Here is a 17,709-nt window from a genome sequence, read left to right as displayed (position 1 = left end):
ACGATTCGCGCTTCCTCATGCCGAAAAATAAAGCAGCGGCTCTGCCTGGCGTATCCCGCCTATTCCTCGCTGTCATCGACCGGCTCATCGTTTTCATTGGTCGATTTCGAGGTGGGCTTTTCGGGGTCGTTGATGAAAGGGACACGGCTCGGGCCCTGCTCTTCCAGACCTTCGGTTTCGGGCTGCATGATCAATCCTCCGTTACACATTCGAAGTTCCCCGCCGAACGCTGTTCATCGGGGCTCGTGGGGTCAAATCGTCTAGACGTCGTTGGGCGTGGTGCGAACGGAATCCGGAAGCCACGTGAGCCTCCCCTCCCGTGCCAAGTGATAACGCCTTAGGTCCCGGGCCAGAATGAGCTCGCCATTGAAACTCTGTTGCGCTTCGGCATGGATGTCCTCGATCGAGGGGCTGCGTTCTGGGTTGTCCTGATAGCGTGCGCTGAAGTGCGTCAAGACCAGGTTCTTGACCCCGGCCTCTTCGGCGAAGCGTGCCACGGAGGCCGCGGTGCTGTGCCCGTAGTTTTCTCGCCCCTTGGCCAAGGCTTCGGTGAAGGTGGCCTCGTGCACGAGCACGTCAGCGCCCTGCGCCACATCCTCGAGCAATTCAGGGGTGTCATTATCTCCACACACGATGACGCGACGTGCGGGCGAGGTATCCTGGGCGTAATCCTTGGCGAACAATGTCCGCCCTTCATGCTCGACATCACGACCATGGGCGAGCTCTCCCCACAGCTCGCCGCGTGGAACGGCCTCACTTTCCAGGCGCTGTGTGTCCAGGCGTACGGCGTGGTTGATCTCATCGAAGACATAGCCATGGCACGGGACCCGGTGGGACAGCGCCACCGCGGTCACCTGGAGGTTACCCGCCTGGCAGCCTTCGAAGGTCTCCGCCGCTTGCAAGCGAAGTTCGAAACCCAGATGCGAGCCCGTGACGTCGAGCCCTTGACGCACCCAGTCGTGCAGCGCCTGCGGCAACACCACATCCAGCGCCTCGGTGCGCCCCGACATGCTGGCGGTGGTCAGCAGGCCGTGGAGGCCAAAACAATGATCGCCATGGACATGCGTGATGAAGATCCCGCGCAGCGAATTGAGCGATAGCGACGTGCGCAGCAAGCGGTGCTGGGTGGCCTCGCCGCAATCGATCAGGCACCAGTTCTTGCCCGTCGATTCGATGACCGCTGTACCGCTGACGTTTCGCACACGGGTCGGTACGCCCGCGCTGGTTCCCAGAAAGAGCAAGTCCACGTTCTTCCCCTTATATGATGCTGATTGGGCGAGCAGAGCGTGGCGCACCCTCTCAGGCACCTCCTGACGCCGCGGCCTGCTCGCAGATGGCTTACTGCGAATAGACCGCGTGGGGTTGACGGCAATTCCATCGGTGTTGCAGGGATGAATCAAAACGTTTGCCGCTTGTTCGTTGGCGGCACACCCCGCGCCCTCAAACCAAGCTGCCACGGCATGACCCGTCCCGCGTACTCAATGCCTCGCGGGTGAGCCCGAGCCCGAGCCCTGCGCTTTCGCGGTGCCTAGGCGCCAAAGACGTCGTGCGCACAGTGTGCCGGGTGGATCAGTCAGGCGCCAAAGGCACCGTCGATCGTGTGCATGGCGCCCGTGACGAAGCTGGCTTCGGGGCCGGCCAACCAGGCGACCATCCCGGCAACCTCCTCGGGGCGGCCATGCCGTTTGATTGCCATGAAGCTGTGCATCAGGTCTTTCATCGGACCGTCAGCGGGGTTTGCATCGGTGTCGATGGGCCCCGGTTGCACGATGTTGATTGTTATACCCCGTGGGCCGAAGTCCCGCGCCAGCCCTCGTGCCAAACCTTGCAAGGCTGATTTGCTCACTGCATAGGACGCCATGCCGGGGATGGGCATGCGATCTCCATTCACCGATCCGATCACGATGATCCGTCCACCGTCGGGCATGCTCCGCGCTGCTTCGACCGACGCGTGATACGGCGCATGGACGTTGATGCGCAGCAGCCGGTCAATGGCATCTGGGTCCTGTTCCAGCGCATCGCCAAAGATGGCGATGCCGGAATTGACGACCAGCACGTCCAGCGGACCGCTGTCCCGAACCCGAGCGATGACTGCATCGCGGTCAGCGCTGTCAGCGACGTAGGCCTTGCTGCCGGTTTCGGAGGCCAGCCGATGCGCCGCCTCCGGAGAACCCGAGTAGGTAAACGCTACATTGGCGCCCTCTTCGACGAAGCGCCGTACGATGGCCGCCCCGATTCCCCGGCTGCCACCCAGAACCAACACTGACTTGCCTTTGAACGCTGACATGTTTCTCACCTCCTGATTAATGTAGGGGATGATACAATTATCAATATTTCAGCTGTCAAGGAATTATGTAATGTCGACTACAAATAATCCTCGCGCTCGCGGACGTCCCAGGCGCTTCGACCCGGACGACGCCATCGTCACTGCGCAGCGTCTGTTCCATGCCAAGGGGTACGATGCGGTCAGCGTCGCCGACCTGACCCAGGCGCTGGGCATCAACCCGCCCAGCTTTTACGCGGCTTTCGGCAGCAAGGCGAAGTTATACGAGCGGGTTCTGGACCGTTACGCACTGACCGGTGCGCTACCGCTGTCGGAGATTCTCGGCGCCGATCGACCATTGGCGGTATCGCTCGGGCTGCTTCTGGAGGAGGCCGCCCGCGGCTATGCCGCTGATTCCACGGCCGCCGGCTGCCTGGTACTTCAAGGGACACATTGCATCGATCTGGAAGCGCGCGAAGCCGCCTGCGGTTTTCATGTCTCGGCACTCGCCTTCATTCGCGAGCGCATCGCCCAGCAGTTCCCCGAAGAAGCCGACCGCGTCACGGACTTCGTCGCCACCACCATGGCCGGGCTTTCTGCCAGCGCCCGCCATGGACAGAGCCTGGCGCGTCTACTGGCGACCGCGCAGATCGCCAGCCTGGCGCTTGGGCACATCATCCCAGGCTGAACATGCGTCGGGCGCGCAGCGATGGATCAGCATGCCCGCGCTGGGCTTCCGACCATTTGATGGCACGCCACACGCCGGCATCAGAGCGGCTCGGTGCCTGCGATGCCCTCGGTGACGCGAACCAGAGCGCTGAAGCCTTCGACGTCCAGGGGTCGGCTGAGGAAATAGCCTTGGCCTTCGTCGCAGAGCACCGACTTGAGCAACGCCAGGTGCTCCTGGGTTTCGATGCCTTCGGCGGTGACGGTGAGCGACAAGGCGTGACCCAACCCGACGATCGCCTCGATCACCGCACGGTCATCCTCGGTCGCGCCCAGTCGCGAGAGGAAACTGCGGTCGATCTTCAAGCCGTCGAACGGGAATGTGCGCAGGTAACTCAGTGAGGAATAGCCGGTCCCGAAATCGTCCATGGCGATGCGAATGCCCAGGCGTTTCAGGGTCCGCATGATGTCCAACGCACCCTGCGCATCTTCCAGCATGACGCTTTCGGTGATTTCGAGCTCCACGCGACCGGGTTCGATGCCCGAGAGCTGTAGCGCCTGTTGCACGCGCTCCACCAGATGGCCGCGTTTGAATTCGGTGGTCGAAAGGTTGACCGATACGAACAGGGGCTCGGGCCAACGGGCGGCATATCGAAAAGCGCTCTCCATGACCCAGTTGCTCAGCGCAAGAATCAAGCCGGACTCTTCGGCAATAGGAATGAAGGTGTCGGGGGAAATCAATCCCCGCTCCGGATGCTGCCAGCGCACCAAGGCCTCAGCCCCGACCATTTTCCCGTCAGCGATGCGGAAGCGCGGCTGAAAATGCAAGCGCAGTTCGCCATGCTTGATCGCGAAGCGCAGGTCACTTTCCAGGCGGCGGCGTTCGACGATTTTCGAGTTCATGTCGCCTGCGTAGAACCGCCACGTATTACGGCCTCCGGACTTGGCCTCGTACAGCGCAATGTCGGCGTAACGCAACAGCTCGGTCGCCTCGCTGGCGTCAGCGGGTGCCATGGCAATGCCGATGCTGGCACTGACGAACACTTCCTGCTCGCCAACCTGAATCGGGCTCTCGATGGACTCGATCAGGCGCTGGCACAAGCTTTCCACCTCCTCCTGGCCCTTCAAGTCGCTCAGGATCAGCACAAACTCATCCCCTCCGATCCGTGCTACCAGATCTCCATGGCGCACTCGCTGGGCCAGACGGCTGGAGATTTCGTGAAGCACGGCGTCACCCGCGGCATGGCCCAGCAGGTCATTGACCGGTTTGAAACGATCCAGGTCCAGGCTGAGCATGACCAGCGGCCGCTCGACCGTTGGCTGACTCTTGAGCTTGCCGTCGAGGTATTCCCTGAGTCGCGTCCTGTTGGGCAGCCCTGTCAGGGCATCGTGCTGGGACAGAAACTCGATGCGCCGACGCGATTCGACTTCTTCGGTGACATCGGTTGCGGTGCCGCGGAAGCCCAGGTCAGACATGGCGCGGGCCGACAGGCGCGTGATCCGCTGCTGCCCCGCGGGATCGACGCCCCGGCACTGGACGCTGATGTCCGGGCGACGATTGGGAAGGCTCAGCCATTGCGTCACCGTTCCCAGCTCGGTGCACAGCAATTGGTCCATCGGGGCGCCGAGCCAGTCTTGCCTGGACAGGCCCATAACCCCCTCGAACCGCTCGGACAAATAGGTGAATCGCCCCTGCCGGTCTATCTCCCAGACCCAATCGGAACTGGCTTCGACGACGTCGCGAAAGCGCGCTTCGCTGATTGCCAGCGCCGATTGACTGCGCTGCAGAGAGTCGTAACTGGCATCGAGCGCGCGGGCACTGACGGTGGTTCGGCGCAAGATGGCCCAAGCCATCAGGCACACCAGCAACGCGGCGATACCGATCAAGGGCAAGCCCATGCTCAGCAGCCGTTCGCCGGGTTTGGGCGGTTCCCAGTGCAAGCTGCCCGCCGTTCCGTTCTCGCCTAGTGCCAGAACGGAGCGGCCGCTGACCTCGTCAGGGGTCGCGAGGCGCAGTGCATCGACACCGTAATCCTTGCCCAGCGTTTCCAGCCGGGGGTCTTCGAGGACTTCGACAAAGATCAATACCGACGCCAACCCGTCATCGGCCGTCACCGTCGGGTCCGTGCCGGGGGTGATCGCGGCAGCCGCCACCACCGCGGGGCGTCCGTCGATGCCAACGTAGCGTGTCGTGGGCGTTTCCGTTTCTGCACCGGCCCGGGCCTGAGCCAAGAGGTCAGGCAACGCCTCCTTGAGCCAAAGCGAAGCATCGGTAGCCTTCATTTCGCCATCGACTACCGAATAGGCGGTGCGGTCCGCTGCGTCGACGACAAATATGCCCTGATAGCCGTAGTCGGTATAAAGGGTCGGCCCCAGGTTCTGCCGCACGAAAGCCCAATCCGTATCGATGGAAAGGTGCAGGTGCTTGTAAGTATCGCCCCAGAATGCGTAATCCTTGACGACAGTACCGATGGACTTTTCCAGCGCTTGCATCGCTTTCTGGGTGTAGAAGGCGCTCTCGGACTCCTCTGTGCGATTGAGGTCATGTGCCAGGTACAAAAGCAGATAACCCGCGAGAAAAAACACCACGGTCAGCAAACCGACAAATTTGAACAGTGAGGCACGGATGACCGACACGCTGGAGCGGCGCACCGGTTCGGGGGCAGGAGGGGCATTATCAGGCATGGGGTGACATCACTGGGCAGGCGCGCGAAAGGGTAATGTCAGGGTATCGGCCGGGCGACGGGGTATTTGAGCCATGACGCGCAAAGCGGGCCGAGGCCGGGAGCGGGGCAGACAAAACGACGTTCGCCTGGAGAACCCAGGCGAACGTTGAGATCAGAGCGGGCTACGGCGCGTCCCGCTGTTCAATCAGAGGAGTTTGTCGAGGGTGATGGGGAAGTCACGCACGCGCTTGCCGGTGGCGTGATAGACCGCATTGGACACCGCCGCTGCGACGCCGACGATGCCGATCTCCCCGACGCCTTTGGAGCCCAATTCATTGACCACATCGTCGTGTTCCTCGACGAAGAATGCGTCGATGTCGCCGATGTCAGCGTGAACCGGCACGTGGTATTCCGCCAGGCTGTGGTTCATGAAACGCCCCAAGCCGTGGTCCGTCAGCGTCTCCTCCTGGAGCGCCATGCCCAGTCCCCACACCACCCCGCCGAGCAATTGGCTGCGGGCGGTTTTCGGGTTGATGACTCGACCGGCCGCTACCGCACTGACCACCCGGCTGACCCTGACCGTGCCCAGGGCTTCGTCCACCCGGACCTCGACGAACACCGCCGAATGGGTCGCCGTGGAGAAACTGCTGCGTTTGGCGCTGGGCTCAGCGTCGACCTGCGCTTGCAATGCAGCGCCTTCGCATCCGGCAACCACCTCGGCAATGGAGAATCGCCGATCCTCAACCAGCACGTGCCCGTCACCGAAACGAACCCTTTCCACAGGCACATCGGCAACGTCCGGATGGGACTTGCGCAACGCTTCCAGTATTTGGGTGCGCAGGATGAGACAAGCTTGCCTGACAGCCGAACCGACCGACGAGACCGTAAACGACCCGCCTTGCAATGGCGCGGTGGGCAATGAAGAGTCGCCCAGCAGGAACGTCACGTCGGAAGGCAGGACACCCACCGCGTCAGCGGCAATCTGCGTCATGACGGTGTAGGTGCCAGTGCCGATATCGGTGGTGGCACTGCTGACGGTCAGCTTGCCGGAAGCGTCGATGCTGGCCTTCGCACTGGCCTTCATCTGCATCGCTTCCCACACGCCACCGGCCATGCCCCACCCGACCAGTTCCTTGCCTTCGCGCATGCTGCGCGGCACCGGGTTGCGTTTGCTCCAGCCAAAACGCTCGGCGCCTTGGTCGTAGCACTCCAACAACGCCTTGCTCGAATACGGCTTGCCTTCATTACCGTTGCTGTCGGCGAAATTGATGCGTCGCAGCGCCACCGGGTCAATACCCGCCGCACACGCCAATTCGTCCAACGCACCTTCGAGCGCAATCACCCCTGACGCCGCCCCCGGCGCACGCATGTCCAATGGGGTGTAGACGTCCAGCGGCACCAGTCGGTAGCTCAACGCAACGTTGTCACAGCGGTAGAGCATGCCACTCCACTCGACGAGGTGTTCGGTGAAATCCTCGAAGCGCGACGTCTGGCCAATAGCGTCGTGCCCGATGGCAAGCAGTCGGCCCTCACCGTCCGCGCCCAAACGCAACCGCTGGGACGTGCGCGGCCGGTAGCCAAAGGTGAACATTTGCTGCCGGGTCAAGGTCACGCGCACTGAGCGTTTGAGGGTCAGCGCTGCCATGACGGCCAGCGGTAACTGGTACTGCGGACGCAAGCCGGAACCGAAAGCCCCGCCGACAAATGCCGCGAGGATTCGGATCTTGTCCTTGGGCACGTCAAAGATCTTATGCAGGTAGTCCTGGCAATTTTGCGTTCCTTGGGTCTTGTCGTGAATCTCCAAGCTGCCGTCCGGCCGGTAAAACACCGTCGAGGCGTGAGGTTCCATCGGGTTATGGTGCTCGACCGGGGTGGTGTAGGTGACATCCACTTGAGTGGCCGACTCGGCGTAACCCTGCGCGAAGTCGCCACGCGGTTCTGGCGTTTCGGCCGGCGCCTCATGGGACGCGTCCAACGCTGCGCCCAGATCGGTCTGGTGGGCGTCCTCCTCATAGCGGATATGCACCAGTGATCCGGCGTACCGGGCGATTTCCTGCGTCTGCGCCACCACCAACGCCAAGGGCTGGCCGCTGTAGAGCACGCGGTCGTTGTACAGCGGGCGAAAGGGCGAACCCTCCGCCGAGTCGGCGTCGCTGTAGTCATCGTCGTAACTGGAAAGCCGCGGCCGATTGCGATGGTCCAGCACCAGCAGCACACCTGGCACGCTCAGCGCCTCGTCGGTGTCGATCTGAACCACACGGCCGCTGGCGATGGTGCTGGACACCACGCTGCCATACAGCAGGCCCTGTTCAGGGTACTCGCCGGCATAGCGAGCTTGACCCGTGACCTTGGCCACGCCGTCGACCCGATCCATCGGTTGGCCTGTCACCGCCTTGAAAGTATTCATCCGGCATGTCCTCCAATGGCTGCGTCGCTCAGGGCCCTGATCACTGCGCGATGGGCCAGCTTGATCTTGAACGCGTTGTGGGTCAGCGGCTGTGCGTCGCGCAGCAGCAGGTCGGCCGCGGCCGTAAAGGTTTCATGGGAGACCGGCTTGCCGATGAGCAGCGCTTCCACGGCTTTGTCGCGCCAGGGTTTGTGGGCAACGCCCCCTAATGCAAGCCTGGCGTCGCTGATGACGTCGCCCTTGAGCTCCAGCCCCGCTGCCACCGACACCAGCGCAAAGGCATAGGACGCACGGTCGCGGATTTTCAGGTATTGGTAATGGGCGTCGAACCGCGGCGCAGGCAATTCGATGTGGGTCACCAGTTCATCGTCCGCCAACTGATTGTCACGCTGCGGCGCATCTGCAGGCAGACGGTGGAAGTCGGCGAACTCGATGCGCCGCTCACCGGCCTTGCCTTGCACATGCACCACCGCTTCCAGCGCGGCAAGCGCCACGCACATGTCGGACGGGTGAGTGGCGACACACGCATCGCTGGCCCCCAGGATTGCGTGAATACGATTGAGCCCCGAACGCGCCGGACAACCGCTGCCCGGCTCCCGCTTGTTGCAGGGCGTGCCGGTGTCGTAGAAGTAGTAGCAGCGAGTGCGTTGCAGCAGGTTGCCGCCGGTGCTAGCCATGTTCCGAAGCTGTGCAGATGCTCCGGCGAGAATCGCCTTGGACAACAGCGGATAGCGCTGTTCGATCAACGGGTGCCACGCCAGATCCGCATTGCTGACCAGTGCGCCAATTCTGAGCCCACCGTCGGGAAGCGGCTCGACCTCGTTCAGGTCCAGCCCAGTGATGTCGATCAACCGCTCTGGGCGAACGACGTTCTCTTTCATCAGGTCGACGAGGTTGGTCCCGCCCGCGATGTATCGGCTGCTGGCATCGGCCAGCTTGACGGCCTCACTGACATTCTGCGGCCGTGAATAGCTGAAAGGCATCATGGCTGTGTCCCTCCTTCGACTTGCTCGTCACGGCTCGCCATCAAGCCTTCCTCGACGGCGGCGATGATGTTGCTGTAGGCGCCACAGCGACACAGGTTGCCGCTCATCAATTCTTTGATCTGGTCACGATCAGTGCCGCGCCCCTCACGGGCCAGCCCCACGGCCGAGCACAGCTGACCCGGGGTGCAATAGCCACATTGAAAAGCGTCGTGTTTGATGAAGGCCCGCTGCATGGGGTGCAACTCGTCGCCCGTCGCGAGCCCTTCCACCGTGGTGATTTCGGCACCGTCGCACATCACTGCCAAGGTCAGGCAAGCGTTGACCCGCTTGCCATCCCGCAGCACCGTACAGGCGCCGCATTGGCCGTGGTCACAGCCTTTTTTCGTGCCGGTCAGATTCAACTCGTCCCTGAGCACGTCGAGCAGCGTCAGCCATGGCGGAATGTTCAACTGCTTCGAATCGCCGTTCAGGGTAAACGAAAGGGTATGTCGCTCGATGGGACGGGGAGCATTGGCGTTCATGGGGTGACCTCACGGTAATCAGACAATGTGCGCAGTGAGCTGCATCTTGCTGGTACGACTTGGAGGTTCTCTGAAACGTTCAGCGATTTGGACAAGCGAGCCCGTTTCTGTCCATTTTCCGGGTTGGCTGATCGACCTGAGCGCCCGATCAGCGGGAGCGGAACGGCTGCCCGAGCATGGCCAGGGTTTTATCGTCGGGCTTGCCTGCAAAAAACTGGTCGAGGGCCTGTTTGTACAGAGGCGCTTCGTCGCTGACCCAGGCGAACAAGGTCAGGCTGGAGTGAAGCTTGAGGTCGTCCGGCGCTCCCAATATCTGTCGTGCGGTCTTGTCGCGGTGCTCAAGCAGCGCTTTGACACAGCGCTCAAGGCGCGGCCCCAGGCAAGGGTGACGCAGGTATGCCTGAGCTTCATCGGCGCCGGAAATCGAAAACCGTTGCGCGATTTCGCTGCGGCCCAAGCCCTGTAATTGAGGAAAGATGAACCACATCCAGTGGCTGGTCTTGCGCCCTGCGTGCAGCTCGACCATGACCCGGTCGAAGACGGGCTGCTGGGCGTCGACGAAGCGGGTGAGTTCGAATGGATCGTGCATGATTCACCTCAAGCGAAGGGGGGCCGCACAAAAGGTCTGGCTTCGGAAGAGCAGTTTGGGCGAACCAAAAGCTGACCAGCAGGTCAGGATGATCACTCACGCTGACACTTACCGAGGACTTCGCCATGTACACCTACACCCTAGAATACGACTGTAACGGTATTCCACACAATCATCGACTTGAGCTGAAGGCGCCACGACTGGCACCTCACGAAGCCGCGATGCATCTGTTGGAACTTCACTTTGGGGATGCTGAAAACAGCCTGGTGATGCCCAATGCCGATGCGACCCCAGACGAAATCCTGGGCCAGGCAGCGGTGCTGGGGCTGACCCATATCCGGGTCATTCCCCAATCTCCGGGCGATGAGGTGAACAGTTAATCAGGCGTCCCTTGACCCATCGACAGGCGCAAAAACCTTGTTTCTGCAACCCGTCGATGGGCGGACACGCGGGGCTGGACCATTCGCCCCCTGCAACTTTTTAGCCTGCCGCGATGACGGTGATCTCGACCAGCAATTCGGGCGCCGCCAGCCGTGACTCCACCGTGGCCCGGGCAGGTGCCTGGCCTTCCGGCGCCCAGGCGTCCCAGACTTCATTCATGCCGGCGAAGTTGGCCTGAATGTCCGAAAGCCAGACCTGGGCACTGAGAATACGGGTCTTGTCCAGACCGACCTTGGCCAGGTAGCCATCGATCTTTTCGAGCACTTGGGCCGTTTGCCCTTTGATATCGAGGCTGCGATCGTTGGCCGTCTGGCCGCCGACGAATGTGAAGCCGTTGCATTGCACGACACGGCTCATGCGTTGGTTGGTCTCGACGCGGGTTATTTCCAGCATGTGAACTCCTTAATGGTGCAGAACGTTGGAGGGTGGCAGCAGGTGCGACGCAGCGGCGTCGGCAGTCGGGTGAAAGCGGTCGATGGCGAATGCATCGAGAGAGAGAGGCGAATGCTCGCCGAGAATCTGTTGCGCCAGGCGCTTGCCGACCCCTGGCCCCATTTGGAAACCGCTGCCGCAGAAGCCGAACGAATAGCTCAGGTTGCTGGCTTTGCGGCTGGCACCGATCACGGGCAGGTCGTCCTGGGTGAAGGCTTCCACCCCCGCCCAGACCCGGTTGACACCCAGGTGTCTGAGGTGGGGAAACAGGTCGGTCACGGTGCGAGCACTGGTGCCAAGGCGCGTCATGTCGACTTCCCCGTGCCGCGCTGAAAAATCCAGTGTTCCGATGAGCTTCCCGCCGATCACGACAGTGCCATTGGCAAATTGCTTGAACGACAGGGCTCGTCCCGTCGCCCCCAGCACCGGCGCGCAAAACGGCGCGACCCGGTGAGTGACCATCAGCATCAGCCCCTCGGGACGACCCGGCACCGTCTCACCCACCTGCTCGGCCAACTCACGCCCCCAGGCGCCTGCGGCGATCACCAGATGATCGGCGGCGAACGTGCCCCGAGGGGTCGTGACCTGCCACCGCCCTGCCCGCTGCTCAATGGTCCGAGCCGGGGTGGCCTCGTGGATGATCACGCCGAGGCGCTCTGCGGCATGACGAAAGGCGGTGACGGTCCTGAACGGCGTCGCGTACCCGTCATCCTTGACCCAGATCCCTCCGACGACATGCCGCGCCACGGAAGGCACAAGCTCGAATACATCGTCGGCGCCAATCAGCACCTCATGATCGAAGCCCAGGCTCTGCAAGTGCTGCACACGCTCCCGGCACTCCTGCAACTCGGCCGGGGTTTCAGCGAGCTTCAACTGACCGCTGGGCACAAAACCGCCGTCATCGCCCAATACGCTGGGCAGCTCATGCCACAGCGCGCGGGATGCGAGTGCCAAGGGGATCTCTGCCGTGTGCCGCCCCAGTGTTCGTACGCCCCCGGCATTCACGCCCGACGCGTGGCGGGCGCAATACTCAGCTTCCAGCACCGTCACCCGGACGCCGCTTTTCGCCAGATGGAAGGCCGTGCTCAACCCATGGATGCCCCCCCCAACGACCAGCACCTCGCTGTGCAGTTGCCTGGACTCATTCACCGGCCAGTTCCCCCAGCGTAATGGGTTTGATGGGCGGGCGAATGCGGTAGTAACCGACTTCGAACGCCGAAACGCCGCGGGCTTTGGCGATCACTTCGGTAACGGTCAGCCCGCACAGGCGGCCCTGGCACGGCCCCATCCCGCAACGCCCAAAGGATTTGGCCTGGTTCGGGCCCGTGCACCCTAAGGCGACAAACTGACGGATCTCCCCGGCGGTCAGTTCCTCGCAGCGGCACACCACGACGTTGTCGGCAGGAATGCGGTTTTCATCCTTGGGACGATACAGCGCATCGAGGAATGGCCTGATCCTCAGGTTCGCTTCCAGCCTGGACCGCAACGGGGCAGCCTTCTCATCCCGCGCCTGTTTGCCCAGGATCCCCAGCCGGTTGGCGATGCCCAGCGCCACCCACTCCCCTTGCAGCGCTGCGACCTGGGCCCCACCGATGCCCGCCCCATCGCCTGCGACGTACACACCCGGCACGTCCAGCTCGCCCCATTCGTCGGCAACCGGTGTGAAGCAGAGCTGGGCGGCATTCCAGTCATGGCGTGCGCGAAGCGACTGGCTGAATTGAATATTCGGAACCACGCCCTGGTGAAGCAGAACGCAACGCGTCGGAATGCGCAGCGCCGTGCCGGAGACGGTGAACGTCACCGCGCAGGCGGCCTCTTCGCCCTCCACGGCCAACTGGGTGGCGCCGGTATGGTGAGCGATGCCCGCGGCATGCAGGCTGCGCATCAGTTCCAACCCCTTGCGCAGATAAGGCCAGGCCCGCAGCGCGGCGAACAGATGGCGGCGCGCGTGCCAATAATCTTCGCGCCGGGTGGTATCGATGATCGCTTTGATCGGCACCCCGGCCCGCAGGTACTGCCAGCCCAGCAGATACAGAAGCGGGCCGCAGCCTGCGAGCACCACAGGCTCGTTCGGGGCCAGCCCAGCGCTCTTGAGGAGGATCTGCGCAGCGCCGGCGGTCATCACGCCGGGAAGCGTCCAGCCTGGGATCGGAAACGGTCGCTCCATTGCGCCGGTGGCCAACAGCACCGCTTTGCCCTTCACCGTGTGCAATCGTCCGTCGCGCAGGTAGCTGACCTCGTGCTCCCGCGTGACCTGCCACACCGAGGCGCCTGTTTCGTATTGCACGCTCGAGGCAGCCAGCGCCTGGGCCAGCTCATTGCCTCGCGCATAATCCGGGCCGAGCAGGTCGCGACGCGCCAGGGGTGCCAGCGAGATGCCTCGGTAGATCTGTCCGCCGGGGCTGGTCTGCTCGTCGAGCAACAACACTTGCAAGCCGGCCTTGGCCAGGGCAACCGATCCCGACATACCGGCAGGCCCGGCCCCGATGACGATGACATCGACAGTTCGGTGATTCATGAGTGCACCTCGACGCTCTGGACGCTGGCAAGTGGGTAAACCAGATCGCGGGCGCCTTCCTGCGAGCGAATGCGCATGCCCTCGGCCACTTCCACCAGACAGCTCTGACGGTTCGGCACGCCGTCGATTTCCACCAGACATTCGAAGCACACACCCATCATGCAGTAAGGCGCGCGGGGCGACTCGCTCACCGGTGTCGCGCGAAAACGCTCGATGCCGGACATCAACAGAGCCGCAGCGACCGACAGGCCTGCGGGCACGTTCAGCGGTTGGTCATTGAACGTCAGGCCCACTGTCCGGGCGACCCCGACCTCGCTTTTTATCGGTTGAAACAATGGTTCAGTGCGCATGGGTAAACACCTTGTCAGTCAAGAAGCGCTCGCCGGCAAACACACCCAGTTCATCGGGCATGCTGGCGCCGAGAATCCAGGGCGCGATGCGCAGCGCGTGAGCGGCCGCCAGCGTCACGCCGCTGTGACAAGTCACCACGAACGCGCCTGGCTGGGTGGGGGATTGCTGATAGATCGGAAAGCCATCCGGACTCATCACCCGCAGAGCACCCCAGGCCCGGATCAACCGGACGTCGCGCAGCAGCGGAAAGGTGGAGACGCCGCGTCGAGCGATCGTCGCCAGGACTTCGGTCGACGTCAGGTCGTCGAAACCGGCTTCTTCCATCGAGTCGCCCAACTGGACGGTGCCCTCGTCGGTCTGCCTGACGTTGATCGTGGGATAGTCGAGGAAGGGCCGGACCCGCTCGCTGATCAGCACCTGCCCACGGTTGGGCGCCACCGGCGCATGCAGCCCCACTTGGCGGGCAAGGTGCGGATTGCCCAGCCCGGCGGCGAGGACGACTTTGCCGGCCACGTAGCGGCGCTCGCCTGCCGTCACGCGGAATTCCCCGGACCCGTATTCGATTCTGCCGACCGCAACGTCACTGTGATAGCGAACGCCTCGCGTCTGCGCGGCTCCGTGCAGCGCACGCAGCAGTTTCAACGGGTTGACGTGTCCGTCTTGTGGGGTGTAGCTGGCGCCGACGACCGCCGGCCCGATCAGCGGCAAGCGCGCTTTCAGTTCGGCGGCATCGAGCATTTCGAAGGGGTAGTCGCCCAGCGCGTCATGCAGCGTTTGCAAACGCGCCTGCCGCTCGCTCAACTCCTCATCGCTGAAGCACATGTGAAAGCCGCCGGGTTGCTTGAGTTGGACATCCACACCACTGTCGGCCAGCAACGCGTCGGCAAGGGCCGGCCAGCGAACCGCGGAGGAGCGGGTCCAGCGGGCGTAGTCGACGAGGTTGTGACCCTTGCCTTGTACCCAGACCAGTCCGAAGTTGCCGCGCGACGCCCGAAAGGCCACGTCGCCCTGATCCAGCAACACCGTGTCGGCACCTTTGAGCGCCAACCCGTACGCGACCGCGGTGCCCACCAGGCCACCGCCGATCACGATCACGTCCGACTGAATGACGTTGTTCGCGTGATGACTCATTTGCCTTCTCCGATCAAAACCCGATCCAGGCCCACCAGCCGATCGAGGACCAGCATCAACAACAGGGTGCCGACGATCAGCACCGTGGAGACGGCGGTGATCAGCGGGTCGATGGTCTGGGAAATCTGGTTGTACATCGCCACAGGCAAGGTCGTGGTGCCTGGTGTCGCGACGAACACCGTCATGGTCAGTTCGTCGAAACTCTGAATGAACGCAAGCATCCAGCCACCCACCACCCCGGTACGGATGCGCGGGAAGATCACCCGGTAGAAGGCTGTCCAACGGCTGGCACCCAGCGACAGCGCGGCCCGTTCGATGTCACGTTCAAGGCCGATGGTGGAAGCCAGGGTCAGGCGCAGGGCGTAAGGCAGCACGACCACCACATGAGTGAACGCCAGGGCCCAGAACGAGCCGCCGATCTGCGCCAGGGAAAAAAACCGCAGAAAAGCGATGCCCAGCACCACCGAGGGGATCATCAGGGGCGAAAGCAGGAAGCCGGTCACCGCGCCGCGCCCGGGAAAGTCATAACGACTGATCGCCAATGCGGCTGGAATCGCCAGAAGGGCTGCAAGGGTCGCCGACACCAGCCCCAGTTTGATCGAGAGCACGAAGGCGTCGATCATTTCCTGGTTCTCCCACAACGCCTTGAACCAGCGCAGCGAAAGGCCATCCGTGGGAAGTGACAGGTAGCCTTTGCTGGTGAAGGCCATCGCCATCACCACCACCAGAGGCGCCACGATGAATGTCACGAACGCGACATGGAACAGCAGGGAAAAACATCCGTTCTTGTGCATGGCGTCTACTCGAATACGTGCTTGAAGCGGCGCTCGGCCAGCTTGCTGCATCCCAGGATGATCACCAGGTTGGCCACCAGAAGCAGCATGGCGATCGCAGCGCCCAGGGGCCAATTGAGGGTGCCCAGAAATTCGTCGTAGGCTGCCGTGGCGACCACCTTCAAGCGCCTGCCGCCGATGATCGCGGGGGTGGCGAATGCCGAGGCCGCCAGCGCGAAGACAATGATCGAGCCTGACAGCACCCCCGGCATGATTTGCGGCAAGATGATGCGGCGGAACACGGTCAGCCGTGAGGCGCCCAGCGACAGCCCGGCCCATTCAACCTGAACGTCCAGCCGCTGCAGGGTTGCCCACACGGCAATGACCATGAACGGCACCAGAACGTGGGTCAGCGCGATGATCACGCCCACCTGGGTGAAGAGCATCTTCACTGGTTGATCAGTAATGCCCAGAGCCTGCAGGGCGTCGTTGATCAAGCCGTTGTTGCCCAGCAGGATGGCCCAGCCCAGGGTGCGCACCACCACCGAAATCAACAACGGCCCCAACACCACCAGCAGAAACAGTGAACGCCAGCGCGGCGCCATGCGCGCGATAATGATGGTCTCCGGAATGCCCAGCAGGACGCACAGCACCGTGACCGCCAACGCCATGCTTCCCGTGCGCAGGAAGATGTCGTGGAAATAGTCGTCCTTGAACACCTCCAGGTAATTGCCCAGGCTGTAGGCGGGCATCACGCCGCCGGTGTCGCTGAACAGGTTGAAGGACAGCACCGCGGTCAGCAGCAACGGTGCCAGCAGCAGCACGATGAACACCAGCAGCGCCGGGCCACTGAGCATCCACGGCGCGGCACCGATACGTTCCGCGTCATACCTGGCCATGGGCAACCTCCCGGTCCAGCAGTCGCAGGTCATCATCCGACCAGTCCAGGCTGACCTCACTGCCCTCCTCCGGCGGCGGGCCGCCCAGGTTGGGCTGAGTCATGTGGACCAGGCCCAGGCGGCTTTCCACGGCAATCAGCCAGAGGTTGCCGAGGAACACCCGCAGCCGAATGCGGCCCTCCAGGCGCCCGCTTCCCAGCGGCACCAGACGGATTTTTTCCGGGCGGATATACACGTTCACCTCGTTGCCCAGCGCTCGGTCTTCGTGAGGGACGTGCAGCAGCGTGTCCTGCACTTGCACATGACAGCAGCGGGCATTGCGCAATTGCACCGCGCCGGGGAAGGCGTTGGTCTTGCCCAGGAAAGCCGAAGCGAAGGGTGAGTGCGGTCGCTCGTAGGCTTCGAATGGGGTATCGATCTGTACGATCCGCCCCTTCTGCATGACCGCGATCCGGTCGCTCATGGTCATGGCTTCGACCTGATCATGGGTCACCAATATCGTGGTGATGCCCAGATCGCGCTGGATCGCCCGAAGCTCGATGTGCATTTCCTCGCGGAGTTTGGCATCCAGGTTCGACATCGGCTCATCGAGCAACAGCAGGTTGGGCCGAATCGCCAAGGCCCTGGCGATCGCCACACGCTGACGCTGGCCGCCCGACAACGCCTTGGGATAACGCTCACCCAACCCGCCGAGACGCACCAGCTCGAGTGCCTCGGTGATGCGCGTCTTGCGCTCGGACTTGCCGACGCCTCGCATTTCCAGACCGAAGCTGATGTTCTGCGCCACGGTCATGTGGGGAAACAGCGCATAACTCTGAAACACGATACCGAGCCCGCGCTGCTCGGGACGCACGTGAGTGATGTCGCGCCCCTCGAGCACAATTCGCCCCTCGGTGGGCTGGACGAAACCGGCAATCGATTGCAAGGTCGTGGTCTTGCCGCAACCGGAGGGGCCCAGCAACGAGATGAACTCGCCTTTCCGGACGTCGAGGTTCAAGCCGTCAATCGCCTTGAAGTTGCCGTAGGTTTTGACGATGCCTTCCAGTGTGAGAAATGCCATGGGCGT

18 protein-coding genes are annotated in these 17,709 nt (G+C 62.8%); 2 read left to right on the top strand and 16 right to left on the bottom strand.

What is annotated here, in order from left to right; translation table 11 throughout:
• Positions 1–59: 59 nt before the first annotated feature.
• The 3 genes from N5D61_RS10865 to bdcA form a co-directional block, all read right to left on the bottom strand.
• Complete coding sequence (locus N5D61_RS10865; RefSeq protein WP_256600512.1) at positions 60–188, bottom strand: hypothetical protein; 129 nt, start codon at positions 186–188, stop codon at positions 60–62.
• Between the two features lie 72 nt (positions 189–260).
• Positions 261–1,247, bottom strand: a complete 987-nt coding sequence (locus N5D61_RS10860; protein WP_279892593.1) for a ribonuclease Z — start codon at positions 1,245–1,247, stop codon at positions 261–263.
• 326 nt (positions 1,248–1,573) lie between these two features.
• A complete protein-coding gene (bdcA, locus tag N5D61_RS10855; protein WP_279892592.1) occupies positions 1,574–2,287 on the bottom strand; it encodes an SDR family oxidoreductase in 714 nt (237 codons plus the stop codon).
• A gap of 70 nt (positions 2,288–2,357) precedes the next feature.
• On the opposite strand from bdcA, the gene N5D61_RS10850 reads away from it, so the two are divergent.
• Positions 2,358–2,951: a helix-turn-helix domain containing protein gene (locus N5D61_RS10850; RefSeq protein ID WP_279892591.1), complete on the top strand. Its 594-nt coding sequence runs from the start codon at positions 2,358–2,360 to the stop codon at positions 2,949–2,951.
• 80 nt (positions 2,952–3,031) lie between these two features.
• On the opposite strand, the gene N5D61_RS10845 is transcribed toward N5D61_RS10850, so the two are convergent.
• The 5 genes from N5D61_RS10845 to N5D61_RS10825 form a co-directional block, all read right to left on the bottom strand.
• Entirely contained in the window at positions 3,032–5,614 is a 2,583-nt protein-coding gene (locus N5D61_RS10845) for an EAL domain-containing protein (RefSeq protein ID WP_108238295.1), read from the bottom strand.
• A gap of 186 nt (positions 5,615–5,800) precedes the next feature.
• A complete protein-coding gene (locus tag N5D61_RS10840) occupies positions 5,801–8,002 on the bottom strand; it encodes a xanthine dehydrogenase family protein molybdopterin-binding subunit (RefSeq protein WP_108238294.1) in 2,202 nt (733 codons plus the stop codon).
• Positions 7,999–8,988 carry a xanthine dehydrogenase family protein subunit M gene (locus tag N5D61_RS10835; RefSeq protein WP_108238293.1) on the bottom strand — a complete coding sequence of 330 codons (990 nt, stop codon included), beginning with the start codon at positions 8,986–8,988 and terminating at the stop codon, positions 7,999–8,001. Before N5D61_RS10835 ends, N5D61_RS10840 begins: the two co-directional genes overlap by 4 nt.
• Entirely contained in the window at positions 8,985–9,509 is a 525-nt protein-coding gene (locus N5D61_RS10830; RefSeq protein ID WP_108238292.1) for a (2Fe-2S)-binding protein, read from the bottom strand. Before N5D61_RS10830 ends, N5D61_RS10835 begins: the two co-directional genes overlap by 4 nt.
• 148 nt (positions 9,510–9,657) lie before the next feature.
• Positions 9,658–10,098 carry a DUF1810 domain-containing protein gene (locus N5D61_RS10825; protein WP_279892590.1) on the bottom strand — a complete coding sequence of 147 codons (441 nt, stop codon included), beginning with the start codon at positions 10,096–10,098 and terminating at the stop codon, positions 9,658–9,660.
• Between the two features lie 125 nt (positions 10,099–10,223).
• On the opposite strand from N5D61_RS10825, the gene N5D61_RS10820 reads away from it, so the two are divergent.
• Positions 10,224–10,478, top strand: coding sequence for a hypothetical protein (locus tag N5D61_RS10820; RefSeq protein WP_108238290.1), 255 nt, complete (start codon positions 10,224–10,226; stop codon positions 10,476–10,478).
• A 100-nt stretch (positions 10,479–10,578) separates the two neighbouring features.
• Here N5D61_RS10820 and N5D61_RS10815 read toward each other — a convergent pair whose 3' ends face one another.
• From N5D61_RS10815 to N5D61_RS10780, 8 genes are read right to left on the bottom strand one after another with little or no spacing between them, the layout of a single operon-like run.
• Positions 10,579–10,932 (bottom strand): RidA family protein, encoded by a 354-nt coding sequence (locus N5D61_RS10815; protein WP_108238289.1) that lies wholly within the window; start codon positions 10,930–10,932, stop codon positions 10,579–10,581.
• 9 nt (positions 10,933–10,941) lie between these two features.
• Entirely contained in the window at positions 10,942–12,120 is a 1,179-nt protein-coding gene (locus tag N5D61_RS10810) for an FAD-binding oxidoreductase (protein ID WP_279892589.1), read from the bottom strand.
• Entirely contained in the window at positions 12,113–13,489 is a 1,377-nt protein-coding gene (locus N5D61_RS10805; protein ID WP_108238287.1) for an FAD/NAD(P)-binding oxidoreductase, read from the bottom strand. The genes N5D61_RS10810 and N5D61_RS10805 overlap by 8 nt, the downstream gene beginning before the upstream one ends.
• Positions 13,486–13,839, bottom strand: coding sequence for a (2Fe-2S)-binding protein (locus N5D61_RS10800; protein ID WP_279892587.1), 354 nt, complete (start codon positions 13,837–13,839; stop codon positions 13,486–13,488). The genes N5D61_RS10805 and N5D61_RS10800 overlap by 4 nt, the downstream gene beginning before the upstream one ends.
• Positions 13,829–14,971 carry an FAD-dependent oxidoreductase gene (locus N5D61_RS10795; protein ID WP_279892586.1) on the bottom strand — a complete coding sequence of 381 codons (1,143 nt, stop codon included), beginning with the start codon at positions 14,969–14,971 and terminating at the stop codon, positions 13,829–13,831. The genes N5D61_RS10800 and N5D61_RS10795 overlap by 11 nt, the downstream gene beginning before the upstream one ends.
• Positions 14,968–15,765 (bottom strand): ABC transporter permease, encoded by a 798-nt coding sequence (locus N5D61_RS10790; protein WP_108238284.1) that lies wholly within the window; start codon positions 15,763–15,765, stop codon positions 14,968–14,970. The genes N5D61_RS10795 and N5D61_RS10790 overlap by 4 nt, the downstream gene beginning before the upstream one ends.
• A 5-nt stretch (positions 15,766–15,770) precedes the next feature.
• The gene (locus N5D61_RS10785) at positions 15,771–16,643 is read right to left on the bottom strand and encodes an ABC transporter permease (RefSeq protein ID WP_279892585.1); all 873 of its coding nucleotides are present in this window, start codon (positions 16,641–16,643) and stop codon (positions 15,771–15,773) included.
• Positions 16,630–17,703, bottom strand: a complete 1,074-nt coding sequence (locus N5D61_RS10780; protein WP_279892584.1) for an ABC transporter ATP-binding protein — start codon at positions 17,701–17,703, stop codon at positions 16,630–16,632. Before N5D61_RS10780 ends, N5D61_RS10785 begins: the two co-directional genes overlap by 14 nt.
• Between the last annotated feature and the right edge of the window lie 6 nt (positions 17,704–17,709).

The organism is Pseudomonas sp. GD03842 (assembly GCF_029841165.1).
Lineage (GTDB): Bacteria > Pseudomonadota > Gammaproteobacteria > Pseudomonadales > Pseudomonadaceae > Aquipseudomonas.
This window is presented reverse-complemented; position numbering and strand designations above follow the sequence as displayed.